General features: G+C 36.7%; 27 protein-coding genes. All 27 read right to left on the reverse strand.

From position 1 onward, the window contains the following. Positions 1 to 373 precede the first annotated feature (373 nt). Entirely contained in the window at positions 374 to 580 is a 207-nt protein-coding gene (locus HT721_RS10235) for a bacteriocin immunity protein (protein ID WP_000673799.1), read from the reverse strand. Between the two features lie 78 nt (positions 581 to 658). After that, positions 659 to 838, reverse strand: a complete 180-nt coding sequence (locus tag HT721_RS10240) for a hypothetical protein (protein WP_173213956.1) — start codon at positions 836 to 838, stop codon at positions 659 to 661. Positions 839 to 918: 80 nt separating this feature from the next. Further along, positions 919 to 1,134 carry a bacteriocin immunity protein gene (locus HT721_RS11225; protein WP_138705309.1) on the reverse strand — a complete coding sequence of 72 codons (216 nt, stop codon included), beginning with the start codon at positions 1,132 to 1,134 and terminating at the stop codon, positions 919 to 921. Between the two features lie 3 nt (positions 1,135 to 1,137). Further along, positions 1,138 to 1,305, reverse strand: a complete 168-nt coding sequence (locus tag HT721_RS10245; RefSeq protein ID WP_001047583.1) for a class IIb bacteriocin, lactobin A/cerein 7B family — start codon at positions 1,303 to 1,305, stop codon at positions 1,138 to 1,140. A gap of 8 nt (positions 1,306 to 1,313) precedes the next feature. Beyond that, complete coding sequence (locus HT721_RS10250; RefSeq protein ID WP_023940558.1) at positions 1,314 to 1,514, reverse strand: hypothetical protein; 201 nt, start codon at positions 1,512 to 1,514, stop codon at positions 1,314 to 1,316. Between the two features lie 27 nt (positions 1,515 to 1,541). Continuing rightward, positions 1,542 to 1,736 carry a class IIb bacteriocin, lactobin A/cerein 7B family gene (locus tag HT721_RS10255; protein WP_000180815.1) on the reverse strand — a complete coding sequence of 65 codons (195 nt, stop codon included), beginning with the start codon at positions 1,734 to 1,736 and terminating at the stop codon, positions 1,542 to 1,544. Between the two features lie 34 nt (positions 1,737 to 1,770). Continuing rightward, positions 1,771 to 1,926, reverse strand: coding sequence for a hypothetical protein (locus HT721_RS10260; protein WP_171039272.1), 156 nt, complete (start codon positions 1,924 to 1,926; stop codon positions 1,771 to 1,773). A gap of 11 nt (positions 1,927 to 1,937) precedes the next feature. Continuing rightward, positions 1,938 to 2,066 (reverse strand): smi_0059.1 family bacteriocin-like peptide, encoded by a 129-nt coding sequence (locus HT721_RS10265; RefSeq protein ID WP_000658221.1) that lies wholly within the window; start codon positions 2,064 to 2,066, stop codon positions 1,938 to 1,940. A gap of 492 nt (positions 2,067 to 2,558) precedes the next feature. Beyond that, positions 2,559 to 3,605: a DUF6287 domain-containing protein gene (locus HT721_RS10270; protein ID WP_173213957.1), complete on the reverse strand. Its 1,047-nt coding sequence runs from the start codon at positions 3,603 to 3,605 to the stop codon at positions 2,559 to 2,561. A gap of 29 nt (positions 3,606 to 3,634) precedes the next feature. Continuing rightward, the gene (locus HT721_RS10275) at positions 3,635 to 5,032 is read right to left on the reverse strand and encodes an N-acetylmuramoyl-L-alanine amidase family protein (protein WP_173213959.1); all 1,398 of its coding nucleotides are present in this window, start codon (positions 5,030 to 5,032) and stop codon (positions 3,635 to 3,637) included. Positions 5,033 to 5,078: 46 nt separating this feature from the next. Further along, entirely contained in the window at positions 5,079 to 6,314 is a 1,236-nt protein-coding gene (locus tag HT721_RS10280) for a CAP domain-containing protein (RefSeq protein WP_173213961.1), read from the reverse strand. Positions 6,315 to 6,512: 198 nt separating this feature from the next. Then, positions 6,513 to 7,100, reverse strand: coding sequence for a recombinase family protein (locus HT721_RS10285; protein WP_023935475.1), 588 nt, complete (start codon positions 7,098 to 7,100; stop codon positions 6,513 to 6,515). A gap of 603 nt (positions 7,101 to 7,703) precedes the next feature. Continuing rightward, positions 7,704 to 7,829, reverse strand: coding sequence for a PncF family bacteriocin immunity protein (locus tag HT721_RS11345; RefSeq protein ID WP_007284823.1), 126 nt, complete (start codon positions 7,827 to 7,829; stop codon positions 7,704 to 7,706). 2 nt (positions 7,830 to 7,831) lie between these two features. After that, positions 7,832 to 8,062 carry a bacteriocin-like peptide BlpU gene (blpU, locus tag HT721_RS10290; RefSeq protein WP_049512844.1) on the reverse strand — a complete coding sequence of 77 codons (231 nt, stop codon included), beginning with the start codon at positions 8,060 to 8,062 and terminating at the stop codon, positions 7,832 to 7,834. A 202-nt stretch (positions 8,063 to 8,264) separates the two neighbouring features. Beyond that, the gene (locus HT721_RS10295) at positions 8,265 to 8,465 is read right to left on the reverse strand and encodes an SPPN_00645 family bacteriocin-like peptide (protein ID WP_050207636.1); all 201 of its coding nucleotides are present in this window, start codon (positions 8,463 to 8,465) and stop codon (positions 8,265 to 8,267) included. Between the two features lie 32 nt (positions 8,466 to 8,497). Next, positions 8,498 to 8,686, reverse strand: a complete 189-nt coding sequence (locus HT721_RS10300) for a hypothetical protein (RefSeq protein WP_050967306.1) — start codon at positions 8,684 to 8,686, stop codon at positions 8,498 to 8,500. Positions 8,687 to 8,705: 19 nt separating this feature from the next. Continuing rightward, on the reverse strand, positions 8,706 to 8,888 hold the full coding sequence (locus HT721_RS10305) for a hypothetical protein (protein WP_050967307.1): 183 nt from the start codon (positions 8,886 to 8,888) through the stop codon (positions 8,706 to 8,708). A gap of 110 nt (positions 8,889 to 8,998) precedes the next feature. Continuing rightward, on the reverse strand, positions 8,999 to 9,139 hold the full coding sequence (locus HT721_RS10310) for a hypothetical protein (RefSeq protein WP_155640144.1): 141 nt from the start codon (positions 9,137 to 9,139) through the stop codon (positions 8,999 to 9,001). An 11-nt stretch (positions 9,140 to 9,150) separates the two neighbouring features. After that, positions 9,151 to 9,279 carry a smi_0059.1 family bacteriocin-like peptide gene (locus tag HT721_RS10315; protein ID WP_000658221.1) on the reverse strand — a complete coding sequence of 43 codons (129 nt, stop codon included), beginning with the start codon at positions 9,277 to 9,279 and terminating at the stop codon, positions 9,151 to 9,153. Between the two features lie 994 nt (positions 9,280 to 10,273). Continuing rightward, on the reverse strand, positions 10,274 to 11,005 hold the full coding sequence (locus HT721_RS10320; protein WP_173213965.1) for a response regulator transcription factor: 732 nt from the start codon (positions 11,003 to 11,005) through the stop codon (positions 10,274 to 10,276). Further along, on the reverse strand, positions 11,002 to 11,934 hold the full coding sequence (locus tag HT721_RS10325) for a GHKL domain-containing protein (protein ID WP_240149785.1): 933 nt from the start codon (positions 11,932 to 11,934) through the stop codon (positions 11,002 to 11,004). The genes HT721_RS10320 and HT721_RS10325 overlap by 4 nt, the downstream gene beginning before the upstream one ends. 447 nt (positions 11,935 to 12,381) lie before the next feature. Next, positions 12,382 to 12,528, reverse strand: a complete 147-nt coding sequence (locus HT721_RS10330) for a smi_0057.1 family bacteriocin-like peptide (RefSeq protein WP_173213969.1) — start codon at positions 12,526 to 12,528, stop codon at positions 12,382 to 12,384. A gap of 152 nt (positions 12,529 to 12,680) precedes the next feature. Next, on the reverse strand, positions 12,681 to 13,874 hold the full coding sequence (locus HT721_RS10335; protein ID WP_173229769.1) for an N-acetylmuramoyl-L-alanine amidase family protein: 1,194 nt from the start codon (positions 13,872 to 13,874) through the stop codon (positions 12,681 to 12,683). Positions 13,875 to 14,258: 384 nt separating this feature from the next. Then, positions 14,259 to 14,492: an acyl carrier protein gene (locus HT721_RS10340; protein WP_173213973.1), complete on the reverse strand. Its 234-nt coding sequence runs from the start codon at positions 14,490 to 14,492 to the stop codon at positions 14,259 to 14,261. Between the two features lie 5 nt (positions 14,493 to 14,497). Continuing rightward, entirely contained in the window at positions 14,498 to 15,490 is a 993-nt protein-coding gene (gene plsX, locus HT721_RS10345; RefSeq protein ID WP_173213975.1) for a phosphate acyltransferase PlsX, read from the reverse strand. Further along, positions 15,487 to 16,257 carry a DNA repair protein RecO gene (recO, locus tag HT721_RS10350; RefSeq protein WP_173213977.1) on the reverse strand — a complete coding sequence of 257 codons (771 nt, stop codon included), beginning with the start codon at positions 16,255 to 16,257 and terminating at the stop codon, positions 15,487 to 15,489. The genes plsX and recO overlap by 4 nt, the downstream gene beginning before the upstream one ends. Continuing rightward, positions 16,254 to 16,757 (reverse strand): aminotransferase class I/II-fold pyridoxal phosphate-dependent enzyme (locus HT721_RS10355; RefSeq protein ID WP_173229771.1); only part of this gene is annotated, 504 nt, incomplete at its 5' end. The genes recO and HT721_RS10355, both read right to left, overlap by 4 nt.

The following is a 16,757-nucleotide window of genomic DNA, read 5'->3' on the forward strand; positions in this document are numbered from 1 at the left end:
GCTGACGTGGTTTGAATTTGATTTTCGAAGAGTATAAAACTCCAAATAAACACCTCAACTACACTTTTTTTGGCAAAAAATAGGCAGAACAAACGTCCTACCTACTAAAAATATGCTATTGAAAGGAAAATGATTTTTTTCTGACACCCTAGGCAAGCTTGGGACAAATAAATCATTGATAGTAACCTTTACGACATCCTATTTAAAGTTACTTCAATTTTTAATGTCTCTGCTATTTCTAAGCCACCTCTGGTATGATCTATTTATAGTCAGAATAGATAACACAGTTCTAAATTACGATTCATAGTTACTCCTTTTTTTGATTCGTTACTATAAGACACCTATTCCCTATAGAACGTCTACTACCTCAAATTTATCCATTCTTTTTTTCTTTACTTCTGTATAAAAGAATGAAGACCATCATAAATAATGCAATCGTTGGTATATTGAAACTATCAAACCAAGTAGGTAAAGATACTTTATTCATATCAGCTACTAATCTGATGATGATATAAGACATCGAACTAAGTAATACCATGATTTCAGGCCAAACTTTCAGTATTGATTTAACAAATTTCATATTAAACTCCAATGTGATGCATTCTTAGATTCTAGCCTAGCTATTTTCAGCGCAGACTAACAAGTCATTCTTAACTGTTTACTCTACTCGCTTTTTATTGACCTTATATCCTAGATAAAAGAACCCAAATAAAACAGGGTAAATTTCTGGATAAAATAGGGTATTGATTGGATTTCTCAAAATCAAATACGTTGCGATGTAGATTATGAGCGATACGGTAAAATAACCCTCAGCAAAGCCTAATAAAAATGTTTTCATAGAAAGCTCCTATTTACCTGACAAGAATGGCGGAAAAACGCTACCATTCATATACACAAAATCCTTTTGATTCATGTTCTTCATTTATAGTTTTGATTATTTTTTGACAAATCTTTGCGAAAAATACCAAAATATGCTGAGAAAAGCAAACCAACCAAAGTCCATTGCCAATTAAAGGATACTAACGAACCTGTACGAATCACATGAAGCGCGACATTAAGAATTATTCCCAACAAAGGAAATATCGTGGCTAGTTTAGGTAACAATGTATTGAGATTAAGGTTGCGATTATTCATTATCTAACGCCCACGACGAGCCAAATCTGAACCAAATTTGTAACCAGCATTAAAAATTTGTACAGCAGCATTCAGTACTCCTGCAATCCCAACTGCTTCCGCAAGACCAAAACCACCTTTTGTTCCCACTAATTCATCGTCAGATAATTGATAAAATTGTTCTAAGTTCATATTCGTCATTACTCCTTTGTATTATATTTTATTGCTATGTAAATGATTAAAATGAGTATTGGATAAGTAAATACTTCTGAAATATCCATAAAATTTACACTATACTGTCCAGATAATATTTTATAGTCAATTAAAATTTGAACGATAGTAAAAATAATACGTAGCGATAACAATACCCCTAATAATATCACTTCTTTTTTTAAAAACATAGAAATGCCTCTCTGACTACAATCAGATTATGGTCTATTCGCATAATACCCCAAAGCTGCTCCTCCAGCAAAAAGCGCTGCTGCTCCACCTGCTACTGCTGCACCTATCTTCCAGATAGACACTCCGGCGATTACAAGAGGCAATGCTCCCCCATCCACATCCATCAACTCTTCTTCTGTAAGAGCTACAAAGTTCTGTTCCATTTTGTCAAAATTTGTCATCTTTTTTCTCCTCTTGTTCTATTTTTTCTAAATCTTATCTTCTAAAAAATGGGGTTCCAATAAATACACCGCGTAACAATAGACCTGTAATTAGACCCCGTTGATAGCTTTCCTTGCTACCACCCACCAGCAAGGCTAAGTCGCTTTCCTTTAATACTTCAATAGTATACTTATCATTCATTTCATTCATCGCTTATCCTCCTAAAAACCAAAACCTCTACGAAATCCAATGTACCAATCTACAAGGGTCTTCGTCCAATTTTCTCCACCTTGAATATCGGTCAATTCTTCCGAAGTTAGCTCAACAAATCCGTAATAATGTTCTTTCATTATTTTATTCCTTTCTTTTTCCTCTCACTTATTTATTCGAAAAAAATTTCGAAAACGTACAACTAAATTAAATTTTATTTAAAAAATAATTTAATGAACCACGGATACAAGATTGGTAGATACATGAACTAGGCTCCTTTCTTTTTCCTCTTACTTATCTATTCGAAAAATAATTCGAAAATGTACAACTAAATTAAATTTTATTTAAAAAATAATTTAATGTACCATGAATAGAAAATCGGTAGATACATAAACCAGACTCCTTTCTTTTTCTTCTTACTTATCTATTCGAAAAACAATTCAAAAATGTACAACTAAATTAAATTTATTTAAAAAATAACTCAGTGAACCATGGGTAGAACATTGATATAAACATGAACTAGGCTCCTTCCTTTTTCCTCTTACTTATCTATTCGAAAAGGAAGTCAAAAAAATAAGAATATCAGAAAATTTTCCGACATTCTTATTGATAAATTTGTAAGTCTATTAAAACTATTCTACCTTGTAAAAAAATCCCTCGGTACTACCATTGATAAGTTGGTGTCCAAACCATAAGCGGTCTTGTGTAATATCAGATGAGTCGGTATAGCCATTATCTGCAGAAGAGGTGACAGACATGGTTATAGGGATTCCTGCTGGTAAAAAAGCAATAGCTGCACCAGCACCTCCATCTTTCGAAATAGAATTTGCCTTAAGATAGTGGTCAATTTCTTTAGCATATTCAATTGAAATCTTGGAATGATCACTTACTAAACCATTTTTGTCAAAGGTGAATTCAATACCTGTACGATTCCTCCAAGTGCCTGCGACACTAGAAAAATCTCCATTTTGAATTGCAGAAATATCCATCCCTTTACTTTCTGACGGAAGGGTTGTTTCTCCATTTATGAGACTTGTCACAGATTTCCAAGAGAAAGATCTTATGTCAAGGGAAGGTGGTTTTGTCCCCAGTCCCTCTTCTGTATCTGATTCAATGACTAGTTCTAACCGTGTTCCATCCTGATTCAACTTGTATAGTTTAAGTTGGATTTGATTAATAGATACTCGGGTAGATAATTGAAAATAACCCTTTTCTAAAGGATTAAAATGTACTCGCTCTCCAATAAAGTCCAGATTGTTTTCTGCATTGGTCAGTCGAATAACTTCACCATTTTTAAGAGTTCGAATATCTAATAAGTCGTAATAGTTAGAATCCATTTTTAGGGCAATCAAAAGTTCGTCCGTACCGTCTTGGTCTAAATCATACAAGCTATACTGTAATCCAGAATATTCGTTAGGATAAGTGTTTTTTAAGTTTGCTTTTGAATTGACCTCTGTAGGTGAAGCAGGAGAATCATCTAATACTTTGGCATATTCTTTAAGGACAGGATTATATAGGGTGTAATCAGGTTTCTTCTCTTCCGATGTAGAAGAAGTTGAACTAGTACTTGAAGCAATTGCTTCAGAACTTGCTGAGGAAGTGTTTTCACTCTGAACTTGGCAAGCAGTTAAAATAGGAACAGCTAAAATACTAATACTGAATAGAAATAATTTTTTCATATGTTTAATTTTACAATTTGAAATTGTTTTTATACCCATTCACCATTGTAATTGACACGATAGCCATCAGGTGTAGTTGTATTGATTGCGAGTGCACCAGAGCTATAGGCATAGTACCATTTGCCAGATACTTTCATCCAGCCTGTTTTCATAGCTCCTGAATCTTGAAGGTAGTACCAGCTACCGTTATCTTTGACCCAACCTGTCTTCATCGCACCTGAGCCGTCGAGATAGTACCACGTGCCGTTGTCTTTTACCCAGCCAGTTTGCATCCAACCAGAGTTATCAAAACGATACCAAACACCATTGATTTTTTCCCAGTCATTAGTTGTATAAGTGCCATCTTCGTGTTTATACCACCAGCGACCATTCGAATACATCCAAGTAGATTTAGACTGATGGGTCGTCATGGTTGTATCCGTGTTAGAATAGTTTCCAGATGACGAACTTGTAGAAGTTGACGAGCTAGATGAATTCGAACCTGATTGAGTTGTGGTGTTAGTATTTGAATTTGTTGAAGGATTTCCGATAGTCACCTCTTTTCTAACTTTAAAGACACGTTTTCTATTATCAACTGAGTGATCGTGCGGAGAGCCAGCTTCTCCAGACATCTCCAAGATGTATGTTCCGGCAGGAAACTGTCTGATATCGAAAACATCCCCTTTAAATTTATTACTATAAATTAAAGGCAAAAGAAATTGGTCGTTGACGTCATTAGTTAGACCACTAAAGATGACATCATTATTATGTTGGTACACAATCTTTCCGGTAGCCTTATCAATTAGAGTAACATTTCCTCTAGCTGCATTATCTCCTCCGTGTTGTAGTGGCTCTGAGAGTACACCTTCAAAATTAAATCCAAAATGATGAATTTCAACCTTTGTAATTGTTGCTTCTATTTGTTTTTCAGTACTCGTATTCGAGATAGTATTTGCTTGATTAGTCGATAAGACTTCTAGTTTGGTCACATAAGTGTAAAAAGGTGCCCCTTTCCCTACGTTTTCTCTAACATCGGCTGTTAGTTTGTAACGAACTCCATCTAATTCAAACTTCATGGTATAGATACCATAATCTGTTGCTTTAAAGACAATTGTTTTACCGTTAAATGTAGCAATGCCGTTGGATTCAAAACTTGCAAATTGCTTAGAGAATTCTTGTCTATAAGCATTATCTACCCAATCAACCGTTGTAAATTCACCATCAGAAAATGCTCCAAGTTGTGCTTTTCTTTTTTCTACAAGCGTCACATCTGTTGCGACTAAATCTGTATCACGATAACCAGGAGCAGGTTCTTCAACATAAGCATTAGCTGCAGGAGACCAGAACTTGACCATCGGGACGCCACTTGCTGCATTGACACTTGAAATTGTAGCTCCTGTTGCTAGGAGTGATAAAACTGCTGTAGTCGTTAAAACGATTTTTTTCATAATTTTTGTATTCCTTTTCTTTTTATCTATTTTTTATAATCTTATCCTAGACCCACTCACCGTTGTAATTGACACGGTAACCATCAGGGGTCGTCGTATTGATTGCGAGTGCACCAGAGCTATAGGCATAGTACCATTTACCAGATACCTTCATCCAGCCTGTTTTCATAGCACCTGAGCTATCAAGATAATACCAACTACCGTTATCTTTGAGCCAGCCAGTCTTCATAGCACCTGAACCGTCGAGGTAGTACCACGTGCCGTTGTCTTTTATCCAGCCAGTTTGCATCCAACCTGAACTATCGAAGTGATACCATATATTATCTAATTTTGCCCACTGATTGTAAGGGTAAGACCCATCAAGTTGCATAAACCACCAACGAGAGCCAGATTGTCGCCAAAAACCCATACCCCTACCAATATCTTGCATTTGAAAAAAGAAACCTGGTTTATTAGTCCCGTTAGACTTACCTTGTTTTGTTTTCTTACTAGTATGAGTTCCGATTGCCTTCAAGTCTTTGTCAAAAAGACTCGCCTTAGTCGCAAATGTTTGAATCTGAGAAGAATTTGCTTCTGTATATTGAATGGCCTTTCCATAACCACCAGCTAATTCTTCAGAGCCACCAGATGATGTTCCGAAACTTTGTGCAACGGTAATCCATCCATTTTGAGTGACAGGGTTTTCAAAGGCTGCCAAACCCATATAGGTCAATTCTGAATTGATTAAGGATTCGTAGTGTCCAGTTTGACCAGATACACTTGCCCCACTACGAGATTTGACGTAATCTGCTTTTTCGTCATACCATTGATTAATAGCTGTCATAAATCCATCATAGTTCCAAGCTAAGTTTTCGGCTAGTGAAAAATTCCCTGAAGGCCAGGCACTCCAAATATCTTTATTAGATAAACGTTTATGATGCCTAGTTACAGAGGCTTCTGCTGCCCGAACGAAGGCTGTTTTTTCTAGTGCAGTTGACCATTTGATAGGAACATAGCTAGTAACTAGACCTTCATCTGCTGCCTCTTTTCGAATGGCATTGATACGATCTAAGATAGCCTGTTTATCTGGCGTTAAGAAAGTCCCTTCAATCCCAACTAGAGTAGTACCAGAAGAAGTACTAGTGACCTCAGAGTTTAAGATATTGTAGGATTGACCATTGATTGCTTGAGTGGAAACCAGCCTATCATTAGCAGCTACTGATTGTGATGTAACAATTCCTACCCCAAGAAGTGATAGAGCTGAAATCGTTGCAAGTGTGAACTTTTTAGCTTTGGTGTCCATTTCGTGTCCCCCTATTTTTATTTATTGTAAAATAATCAGTTTGTCCTAAAATCTAGACTTTTTTGGACAAACTTGATAAAATGAAAGTGTAATAATAATTGGTCAAAATGCTGGATTTTAGAACCTTTTTTCTAACGAAAACGCTTCTAAAATAGACTGTATTTTCTGTCCAAAAAATCCTAGGTTTTTTGACAAGAACTATGAATTTTTTATCCAATTATGAAAGGTGCTTTTTGATACTCCTAAGATGTCTGCACCTTCTCGTAAGGTTATTTCTTTTTTCTTATATTGAGCTATCACATCAGGGAGATTATTCGGGACAACCAATTTTGGTCTACCGAATTTCTTCCCTTTTTTCTGTGCTTCCCGTATTCCTTCCATTTGTCTTTGTTTGATTTGTTCTCTTTCAAACTGTGCCACATAAGATAGGACTTGTAAAACGATATCGGAGATTAGTTTTCCTGTGATATTATCATTGCTATTCTTTGTATTTAATAAAGGGAAATCTAAAACAGTTATATTTACTTTCTTTTTCTTAGTAATTGCTTGCCATTGTTCTAAAATTTCATCATAGTTTCTTCCCAACCTATCAATTGATTTAATAACCAATTCATCATTTTCTTTCAAGGTAGTTAATAATTTTTGATATTCCATTCTGTCAAAATCTTTTCCTGAAACGTAATCAATAAAAATATTCTCTTTTGATAATTTGTTTTCTACTAAGGCTGAAAATTGCCTATCAATATTTTGTTCTTTTGTAGATACTCGAACATAACCGTAACGCATAAAAACTATCCTTTTTACACTTATTGTAAAATATAAAAGAGGGCAAAATGCCCTCAAGGAGTAGTGTATTCAATTTCTAGCAATTATATATTAGTTCAAGCTACTTCATCAAGACTTAAAAGTATGTAAAAAATCACAAACTAAGACCTTCTTCATTCCTTTTCTTCAACTTTCCTAATTTCTATACCTATTTTTTTTCAAAAATACATGTAAAACTCCAAATGATGCAAATAGACACTTCAACTGCACTTTTTAGCAAAAATAGGCAGAACAAACGTTCTGCCTACTAAAAATATGATATGAAAGGAAATTGATGTTTTACTGACACCCTAGGCAAGCTTGGGACAAATAAATCATTGATAGCAACATTTACGACATCCTATTTAAAGTTACTTCAATTTCTAATGTCCCTGCTATTTCTAAGCCACCTCTGGTATGATCTATTCCTAGTCAGAATAGATAACACCGTTCTAAATTACGATTCATAGTTACTCCTTTTTTGATTCGCTACTGCAAGATTCCTATTTACCTGATAAGAGGAAAGATGGTCCTCTTTACATGTGCAAGATAATTTTGAATCAGATTCATCATTTATCGTTTTGATTATTTTTTGACAAATTTTTCTGTTTTCTTCTCCGAAGACTTTAAAAATTTTTTTCTAATTAAATCATCCATATAGGGACCAAATATACCAACTACTAAACCAATAATAAAACTTTTAAAATCCATAATTACCACCAACATGTCGCTGCATAGGCCACACCTCCAAGTATAGCTCCTCCCGCAGCACCAGTTGCTGCACCTTGCCAGGTTCCTGTTTTAATTCCTAGCTGAAGACCTCGTGCTGCTCCTCCTCCAACACCTGCTTTGGCAAAATCTCCCCAATTGCATCCGCCACCTTCAAGGCAAGCAAGCATCTCAGTATCCATAATTTCAAATTGTGACATCGTTTTTGTATTCATAACGAATACCTCCTTTTTTATTTTTAATATTTGTCTTGTTACAAACTTGACAAGTTTGGTATAGCGGTGTTTATTAAATTGTTTCATCCAAATCTTGAATTACTGAAATAATCATTCCCTGTATTCCTCTTATTTATCTATTCGAAGATAAATTCGAAGATAAATTCAAAAATATAATATATATCAATTTTAATAAACTATATTAATAAAATGCATTGTAAACATTTCGACCAAATGCTCTACCAGCATTATAGATACCACCGAAAAATCTTCCCGTACTATCAATCACTTTATGGACATCGATGTTAATATTACCTCTCCATGACACTCGACCGCCCTCTACTGTTGCTAAATCTTTTTCTGTGAGACTTGTAAATCTTTCTTCAATTTTTATCATATTCATTGTATTTGTTCCTCTTTATCTATAATTTTTTATTAAAATAAATAATTGTAAACCATTTCGCCAAACTTCTGTCCCGCCCAATAAACCGGTCCTAAAAGTAATGTCCCTAAAGCATAAACCCCAACTACTCCAACTATGAAAATCAATACTTTTACAGGAATTGACTGCAAACTGTAAAAGGTCTCTACCCTAGTAATCCAACTTTCTATCATGCGTTCCATCAGCGCTCTTCCTTCCCTGTTAACGTCCACGACGCTTAGCATGTGCTCCTGAAGCACCATCTACCGCACCCAATAAAAATGTTCCTGCAATTGCGACTCCTCCAACTACTACCAGACCAATTAGCAAGCCTCCTTCTACATCGGCCATTTCCTCATGACTCATTACATGAAAACTATCTTCCATATTTTTAAATTTTTCCATCTTATTCTCCTTTTTTGATTCTTAACAATTGAAAAAGGTAGTTTTTTGTCTTTCCTTTTTCATATATTCTATTCGTTGTTATAGATAACCTTTACTCTCTAAATATTATCTTAGAATCCAAATAATGCACGACGGAACCATAGACCTGTATTTAAACCCCGTTGATAGCTTTCCTTGCTACCACCCACCAGCAAGGCTAAGTCGCTTTCCTTTAATACTTCAATAGTATACTTATCATTCATTTCATTCATCTCTTATCCTCCTAAAAACCAAAACCTCTACGAAATCCAATGTACCAATCTACAAGGGTCTTCGTCCAATTTTCTCCACCTTGAATATCGGTCAATTCTTCCGAAGTTAGCTCAACAAATCCGTAATAATGTTCTTTCATTATTTTATTCCTTTCTTTTTCCTCTTACTTATCTATTCGAAAAAAATTTCGAAAATGTACAACTAAATTAAATTTATTTGAAAAATAATTTAGCAAACCACGGATAAAAAATTGGTAGATACATGAACCAGGCTCCTTTCCTTTTCCTCTTACTTATTTATTCGAAAAAAATTTCGAAAATAAACAACTAAATTAAATTTTATTTCAAAAATAATTTAATGTACCATGAATAGAAAATCGGTAGATACATAAACCAGACTCCTTTCTGTTTCCTCTTACTTATCTATTCGAAAAAAATTTCGAAAATGTACAACTAAATTAAATTTACTTGAAAAATAATTTAGCAAACCACGGATAAAAAATTGGTAGATACATGAAGCAAACTCCTTTTCCTCTTACTTATCTATTCGAAAAACAATTCAAAAATGTACAACTAAATTAAATTTATTTGAAAAATAATTTAGTAAACCATGGATAGAAAATTGGTAGATACATGAATTAGACTCCTTTCTGTTTCCTCTTACTTACTTATCTATTCGAAAAAAATTTCGAAAATGTACAACTAAATTAAATTTATTTGAAAAATAATTTAGTAAACCACGGATACAAGATTGGTAGATACATAAACCAAACTCCTTCCTTTTTCCTCTTACTTATCTATTCGAAAAAGAATTCGAAAATAAACAACTAAATCAAATTTTATTTCAAAAATAATTTAATATACCATGAATAGAAAATCGGTAGATACATAAACCAGACTCCTTTCTGTTTCCTCTTACTTATCTATTCGAAAAAAATTTCGAAAATGTACAACTAAATTCAATTTATTTAAAAAATAACTCAGTGAACCATGGGTAGAACATTGATATAAACATGAACTAGGCTCCTTTCTGTTTCCTCTTACTTATCTATTCGAGAAAGAATCCAAAAAAATAAGAATATCAGAAAATTTTCCGACATTCTTATTGATAAATTCATACAAGTCTAACAGATATTAGACATTGAGATGTTTTTTAAGGGTTCTTCTGGCTGTTCGTGATACGGGGAAGTGCAGACCTTCTAACAGAGTCACTTCTGTCGCAGTCATCTCTTCAATAGCCTGTAAACTGACTAACGTATTGCGATTGGCATAGACAAAGTAATCTTTTTCAGCCTTGGCAGCGATATCCTTGAGACTGCCATAAATGGTCTTGATAGAATGATTGGCATAATAGACCTTGATACGATGGGATTCCACTGAAGTTTCAAAGGCTAAAATTTCATGGTAGGGCAGAGTGAAGCCCCGTCTTCCCTCAAAACTATAGGTAAAGAGACGCATATTTTCCCTCTTATCTACTGCCAGTACATAGTCCAGACAGCGCTCCAGCTGATGACGGTAATCTTCCTCTGGCTGATCCTTAGAAATAAAATCCAAGGCAGACAAGTGGTAGCGAAAAGCTAGAGGCAAGGACTCCGAGTGCGTGGACACAAAGACAATGCTTGTAAAAGGATCCCGCTCCCGAACCTGTTGAGCAACCCGAAAGCCCCGTTCACGCTCTCCATCAATCTCTAAATCCAATAAATAGAGCTGGTAATGGTCAAAATACTGAGAATACTTTTCAACATCTCCATAGTTTTTAGCAATATCAATTTCCAATCTCAAATTGCGAGTGCGACCAATATCTAGTAAAGTCTGCTCTATCCGTCCTTGCTGGACTCTATCGTCTTCCAAAACTAAAATTCTCATTCCTCTCCCCCTCGTCTCTCATCCTTAAACGGCAATTCTAAATCTTGTCTAAAAGTCGTCTCTCCTAGCTGGGTATCTAAGTTTAAATCATAATGAAAAACCATATCTTCCAAGGTCGCTAAGCCCAGTCCACTGTGGTTACCCTTTGTAGAATACCCCTTTTGACTGAGAATGCTGGGATTCAGTTCTTCTTTCTTACGAGTGTTTTCAATGATAAAACGGACACTCCTATCACTTGCCAATAAAGCAACCCTAATCTGCGGATTTTCCGCCTCACTGGCTGCCTCTAAGGCATTTGTCGTGAGGATAGAGAGGATACGGATAGCCTCCAACATAGGCAAAGCCAGCTCTTCGACAACCCCCACCGTCTCCAAACTAAAATGAATTCCCTGATTATCTGCCACAATCATGGCTTTTGCCAAGGTATTACGAATGGCTATGTCATGGATATTGTGAAGATTAAAGGCCGTGTAGTCCGCCTTTCTCAGCTTTTCATTGGTCTTCAGAAAGACATCTTGATAAATGGTAGACACCTCAGCCATATCTTGATTCGCTATGGCAGGCTCCATGCTAGCGACAATCCCTGCAAAATCATGACGGAAACCTCGAACCTCATCATAGAGATGACCCAACTTATCCACCATCCCTTGCAAGGAACGATTTTCTTCTTCCTGTCTCTGAATGGTCTGCTCATCACGATAAACCTGCTCTAAGTGTCTGATATAAAAGAGCCAGGAGAAAAAGAGAATGAAAATCAGGAGAGAAATGGTCGTGTCAAAGCGAACGTAAAAAGAACTATTTCTATTGGTCATGAACGAAGAGAATATCCTAAATCCAGTCAGAGGTAGGATAATGAAAAAGCTCTTACGATAGTGGGTTTTGAAAGCATCTGAAAAGAATAAATCCAAATCCAAAGACCAACGCTTCATAATTTTACAACATAGAAAGATTGATAATAAATCAAATATAGATATATATAAAGTAGAAAACGAATCTACGAAACAACAATGCTCACCAGATAATACACGAATCCAAATTGTCAAAAATAAATAACGAATACTTTGAAAGAAGAGAAAAAGATACAGAGAAAGAAAAAGAGATTCCCCTTTTCCCTTGTGCAATACTAATAAAAAAATACAGTAAAAGTAGATAAGAACTCCTATATGAAATAATTCTCCAAATGTTTGACGAGCAGATAAACTAATTAAAAATATAAGTATCCAATAACGTTTTTTATAAAATTCTGGGGAAATTTGAGCGCCCAAATAAATAGTAGGCACTATGGTTGAAACGACTACCAACAGTAGATATATCACAGAAAATAAGAATTCTAAAATAAGCATAAATAAATCTAATCTCTAACTAATACTGTGAATTTAAGCAACGTGTCTACCCGTACCAAATAATTTATTGCACCATTTTACAGTATCTTCAAAAATCCCTCCACCATTCACTTCCTCCAATACCTCTGAGGTTAACTCTTCAAATTGTTCCAATTCTACAAATGTATTTTTCATTTCCATGACAGACTCCTTTTCATTATTTTATAGATAACTCTATCCCCTGCTTCATCTACAAAAGGCTTTAGTTTCCTTTTAAAATACAAGAAATCTAAAGCCTCCTGAAAATGGTATATTGGTTAGAGTGTTAACGATTAGTTGTGAAGATGTTATTTTTATTTAACCACAACCACTTTATAATATTCGTTTGAGTGTGGAGATTCAATCTTAATTTTTTGACCATAGAAACCATCAATTTCTTTATCAAGATAATCTGAAACTCCTGATGGCAAGCGTTTCATCTTCAGAATCTCACCAGATTGATCCGCATAGGCAAGGATGTGATAGTGAGTAGTGGTTGCTCCATCATCAATCAATACAAAGTAACCTGTTTTAAGCTTACCTTGCTCATTTTCTAGATAGTATAATTTATTGTTATTGATTGTAAAGTGGGTAGCTCCAAGACGAAGTCGTGCACCTGGGTCTTCTAGATAAAGATCATTACCAACTTTTTTGATTTCTGATCTAGTTGTCATCTCTGGAAGTGGTAATACTCTACGACCATCTGCTCCAAAGTAATATCGACCTGGTAGATTTTGGAAATTATGAATAACAGCTTTAGGATCAATTTCTTGTCCTTCTTCTTTATTATCCACTAGAGCTAAGGTTGTATTTGAAACCACATCCCCATATTTATTAGAAAACTTCTTAAACTCAGGTTTTATATACCAGGCATTCTTTTCAACAACGACCCCATTTTTTCTATAAATAAGATGATAATCATACCCATCAGACAAAGTAACAATATTTGTGATAATTGTATCATCCGCTTGAGATTGTTCAACCTGACTAGGGAGTTTGGTCAACATATAACCATCCTTACCAATAACATAACTTTCCCCATCACTGGCTGGGACAGCTCTATCTGCGACCATAGCACCTGATTTTTCAAAGTAAGACCATTGACCATTTGCAGTTGCCCATCCTGTTGCCATAGCGCCACTGTCTTTGAGGTAATACCATGTAAACCCTTCTTTGTACCAATCTGTACGCATGGCGCCACTATCTGCTAGTGAGTACCATGTGCTACCTTCCTTGTACCAGCCAGTACGCATAGCGCCACTATCTGCTAGGGAATACCACGTATCACCGTCTTTGAGCCAGCCTGTCTGCATTTTACCAGTGCTGTCGAAGTGATACCAAGAACCTGCGTTTTGTACCCATTTATTTTTAGCGAGACTACCATCTTGAGAAAGATTCCAGTCAGTGCCATTTTTAACCCAAGTATCTGCAGCCTGTGCTTGGTTGATAGATAAAAGTAGACCAGCACCTGCAAGCAAACCAAGTGTGAGTAGTTTAGATTTTTTCATAGCCATTTCCTCCTTTATTGAATAGCTATAAGAGGGCTTCCCCTCTTTATTTAGCTATATTCTAATACTTTTCATTGTCAAAGTCAATAATATTGTGAAAGATTAGACAATGTTATCAATACCTACAAATTGTATTTTGAGCTATACCATATTGCTATAACTCTATAAAAATCCTTTCTTTTTTCTCCTTTTTGGAGATTGATTTTTTCTAACTCCATTATATCCCCTATTTCTCCTCAGATTTCTACTGTCCCTAGAAAGACTAAATCTGTTCCTAAACGGTCACTTATACTCAATGAAAATCAAAAAGCAAACTAGGAAGCTAGCCGNNGAGTATTAAGCCAAATAAAAAAGTCCAAAGCAAATGCCTTGGAACTCCGATTTCTATTTTCCTTGAATGATTTTAACCACATCTCCTACACTTTGGAGTTGGTCAATTTCCTCATCGCTGATTTCGATATTAAATTCATCTTCCAGTGTCAAGATAAACTCCATCAAGTCAACGGAGTCCGCATCCAAGTCATCTTTTAGACTCAAGGATTCTGTCACGACAAAGTCCTCTCCCTGTCGCTCTTGGATAATGGTCATAATACGGTCAAAAATTTCTTTTTCTGTCATCTCTTTTATTCTCCTGAAAATTCACGCGCAGTCTGGGCAACTACGTCTGTCTCTAGCATGGTACGAATCTGGCGGATTGTACTATAAACAGCCTTGGCATCGCTTGAACCATGAGTCTTGACAACAGGTGCTTTGACACCAAATAAGACTGCTCCACCAACATCTGAGTAGTTGAGCTGTTTTTTCAAACCTCTGAGGCTATCCTTAAGAAGGAGAGCACCTAGTTTCGCTCGAAGACCACCACCTGTAATAGCTGTCTTGAGCAAGCCCATAATTCCCATGGCTGTCCCTTCAATGGATTTAAGCACAGCGTTTCCCGTGAAACCATCTGCCACGACAACATCCGCAACGCCATTCATCAAATCACGCGCTTCCACGTTTCCGATAAAGTTTAAACTTTCATCAGCTGCTAGTAATTCGTAAGTTTCCTTACGAAGCGGGTCACCCTTGCTACTCTCTGTTCCATTGTTAAGTAAGCCAACACGTGGTTGCGCAATGCCACGGACATTTTTAGCATAGAAAGAACCTAGAACCGCGTATTGATGGAGGTGCTGGGCTGTATTTTCTGCATTAGCACCGAGGTCCAGCATGTCAAAACCTTTCCCATCAATAGTCGGCAAGGTTGACATAAGCCCAGGACGATCGATGTTCTTGATACGACCCACGATGAAAAATCCTGCTGCTAGTAAAGCACCTGTATTCCCAGCTGAGAGAACAGCATCTGCTTCACCCTCTTTGACAGCCTTGGCTGCCAATACCATACTGGCGTTTTTCTTCTTCCGAATAGCTCTCGTAGGTTCATCGTCTGAATCAATCTTCTCATCCGTATGGATAATGCTGACGCGCTCTGTGGCTATCAGATATTGCTTGATTTTAGCTTCATCTCCGTAGAGTTGAACCTCGATATCTGAAAAGTCAGCTAGGGCTTGATTGACACCCTCAACGATGGCCTGAGGTGCATAATCGCCTCCCATGGCATCTACTGCGATTTTTTTCATTTCTTTTCCCCTTTTAGTAATTGTCCCCAGTCTGCTAGGGAATCAATAAATTTCTTTGATTTTAGGTGAATCCCAACGTACTCTTCGTAGAGTTGATCCATAAATTGGCGTAAGTCTTGCTTGATTTCAGGCTTGAGCGAAATGGTCTCCAAAGTCTCAAAATCAATGGCTTGAAATTGATTGAGCAGATAAGGGATATTGGGATTGAGATGGCAACGTCTCTCATCCTCATGATAATGCTCTGGGCAGAGGCAGGCTCCATATTTAAAAGAAAAATCAAAAGCCTGACCGACCCGATGACAAAAGACACACTCATTAAAATTGAGGCTGATTCCAAATCGAGTCAAGATTTGGATTTCAAAAATATTGGTCAAGACTTGATAATCCAAGCCCGCTTCCATCAACTCCAAAGTCTTTTGCAAAAAAGCAAACAAGGGAGCATCCTGCTGATTGTCCTGCAAACTAGCATCGGCAAGAGCTGCCACATAGGTCGCATAGGCCATGACAAAGAGGTCACTATTGATCTTGGGAAAGGTCATGACCTCATGATAGTCCTCAATGTAACTGAGCCCATCATCATTGATTCGCAAGAGAAATCGAGCCAGCACCAAGGGCTGAATAACAGGGGCCAGCTTAGACTGGCCAGCATGTTTAACGAAAAACATGCGCTTACCAGCCTGCTCTGTAAAAATCTTGACGAGCTTGTCATCTTCACGAAAGTTGCGATTGTAGAGCACCAAGCCTTGACTCGTGATAGACTGAATCATGCTTCTCTCATGTACTCCTCAAGTCGTTTCATGGCTTCTTTGATCGTCTCCATGCTGGCTGCATAAGATAGGCGAACATAACCTTCCCCGTAACGCCCAAAGGCTGCACCAGGGATAAAGGCAACGGCCTTCTTCTGAGCAAAATCCTTCAGAAAAGCAAAGGAATCTTGATTGTAGCCGTCTGGAATCTTAGCAAAGATATAGAAGGCACCGTCTGGTTTAATAATCTCAAAACCAAGAGCAGTCATCTTTTCGATAATATAGTCCCGACGCTGGATGTATTCCTTCTTCATAGACTCCGCATCGTTTTTACCAGCCGTCAAGGCTTCTACTGCAGCATGTTGGGCCATGGTATTTGCGGCAGTAACCAAATATTGGTGACTCTTGATTAGCTGGGCTGTAAAGGCCGCAGGAGCGAAAATCAGACCCAAACGCCAACCGGTCATGGCATGCGATTTAGACAAACCATTGATAATAATAGCCTGACCTCTCAACATGGT

The sequence above is a fragment of the Streptococcus sp. 4094 genome (assembly GCF_013277125.1).
Classification (GTDB): domain Bacteria; phylum Bacillota; class Bacilli; order Lactobacillales; family Streptococcaceae; genus Streptococcus.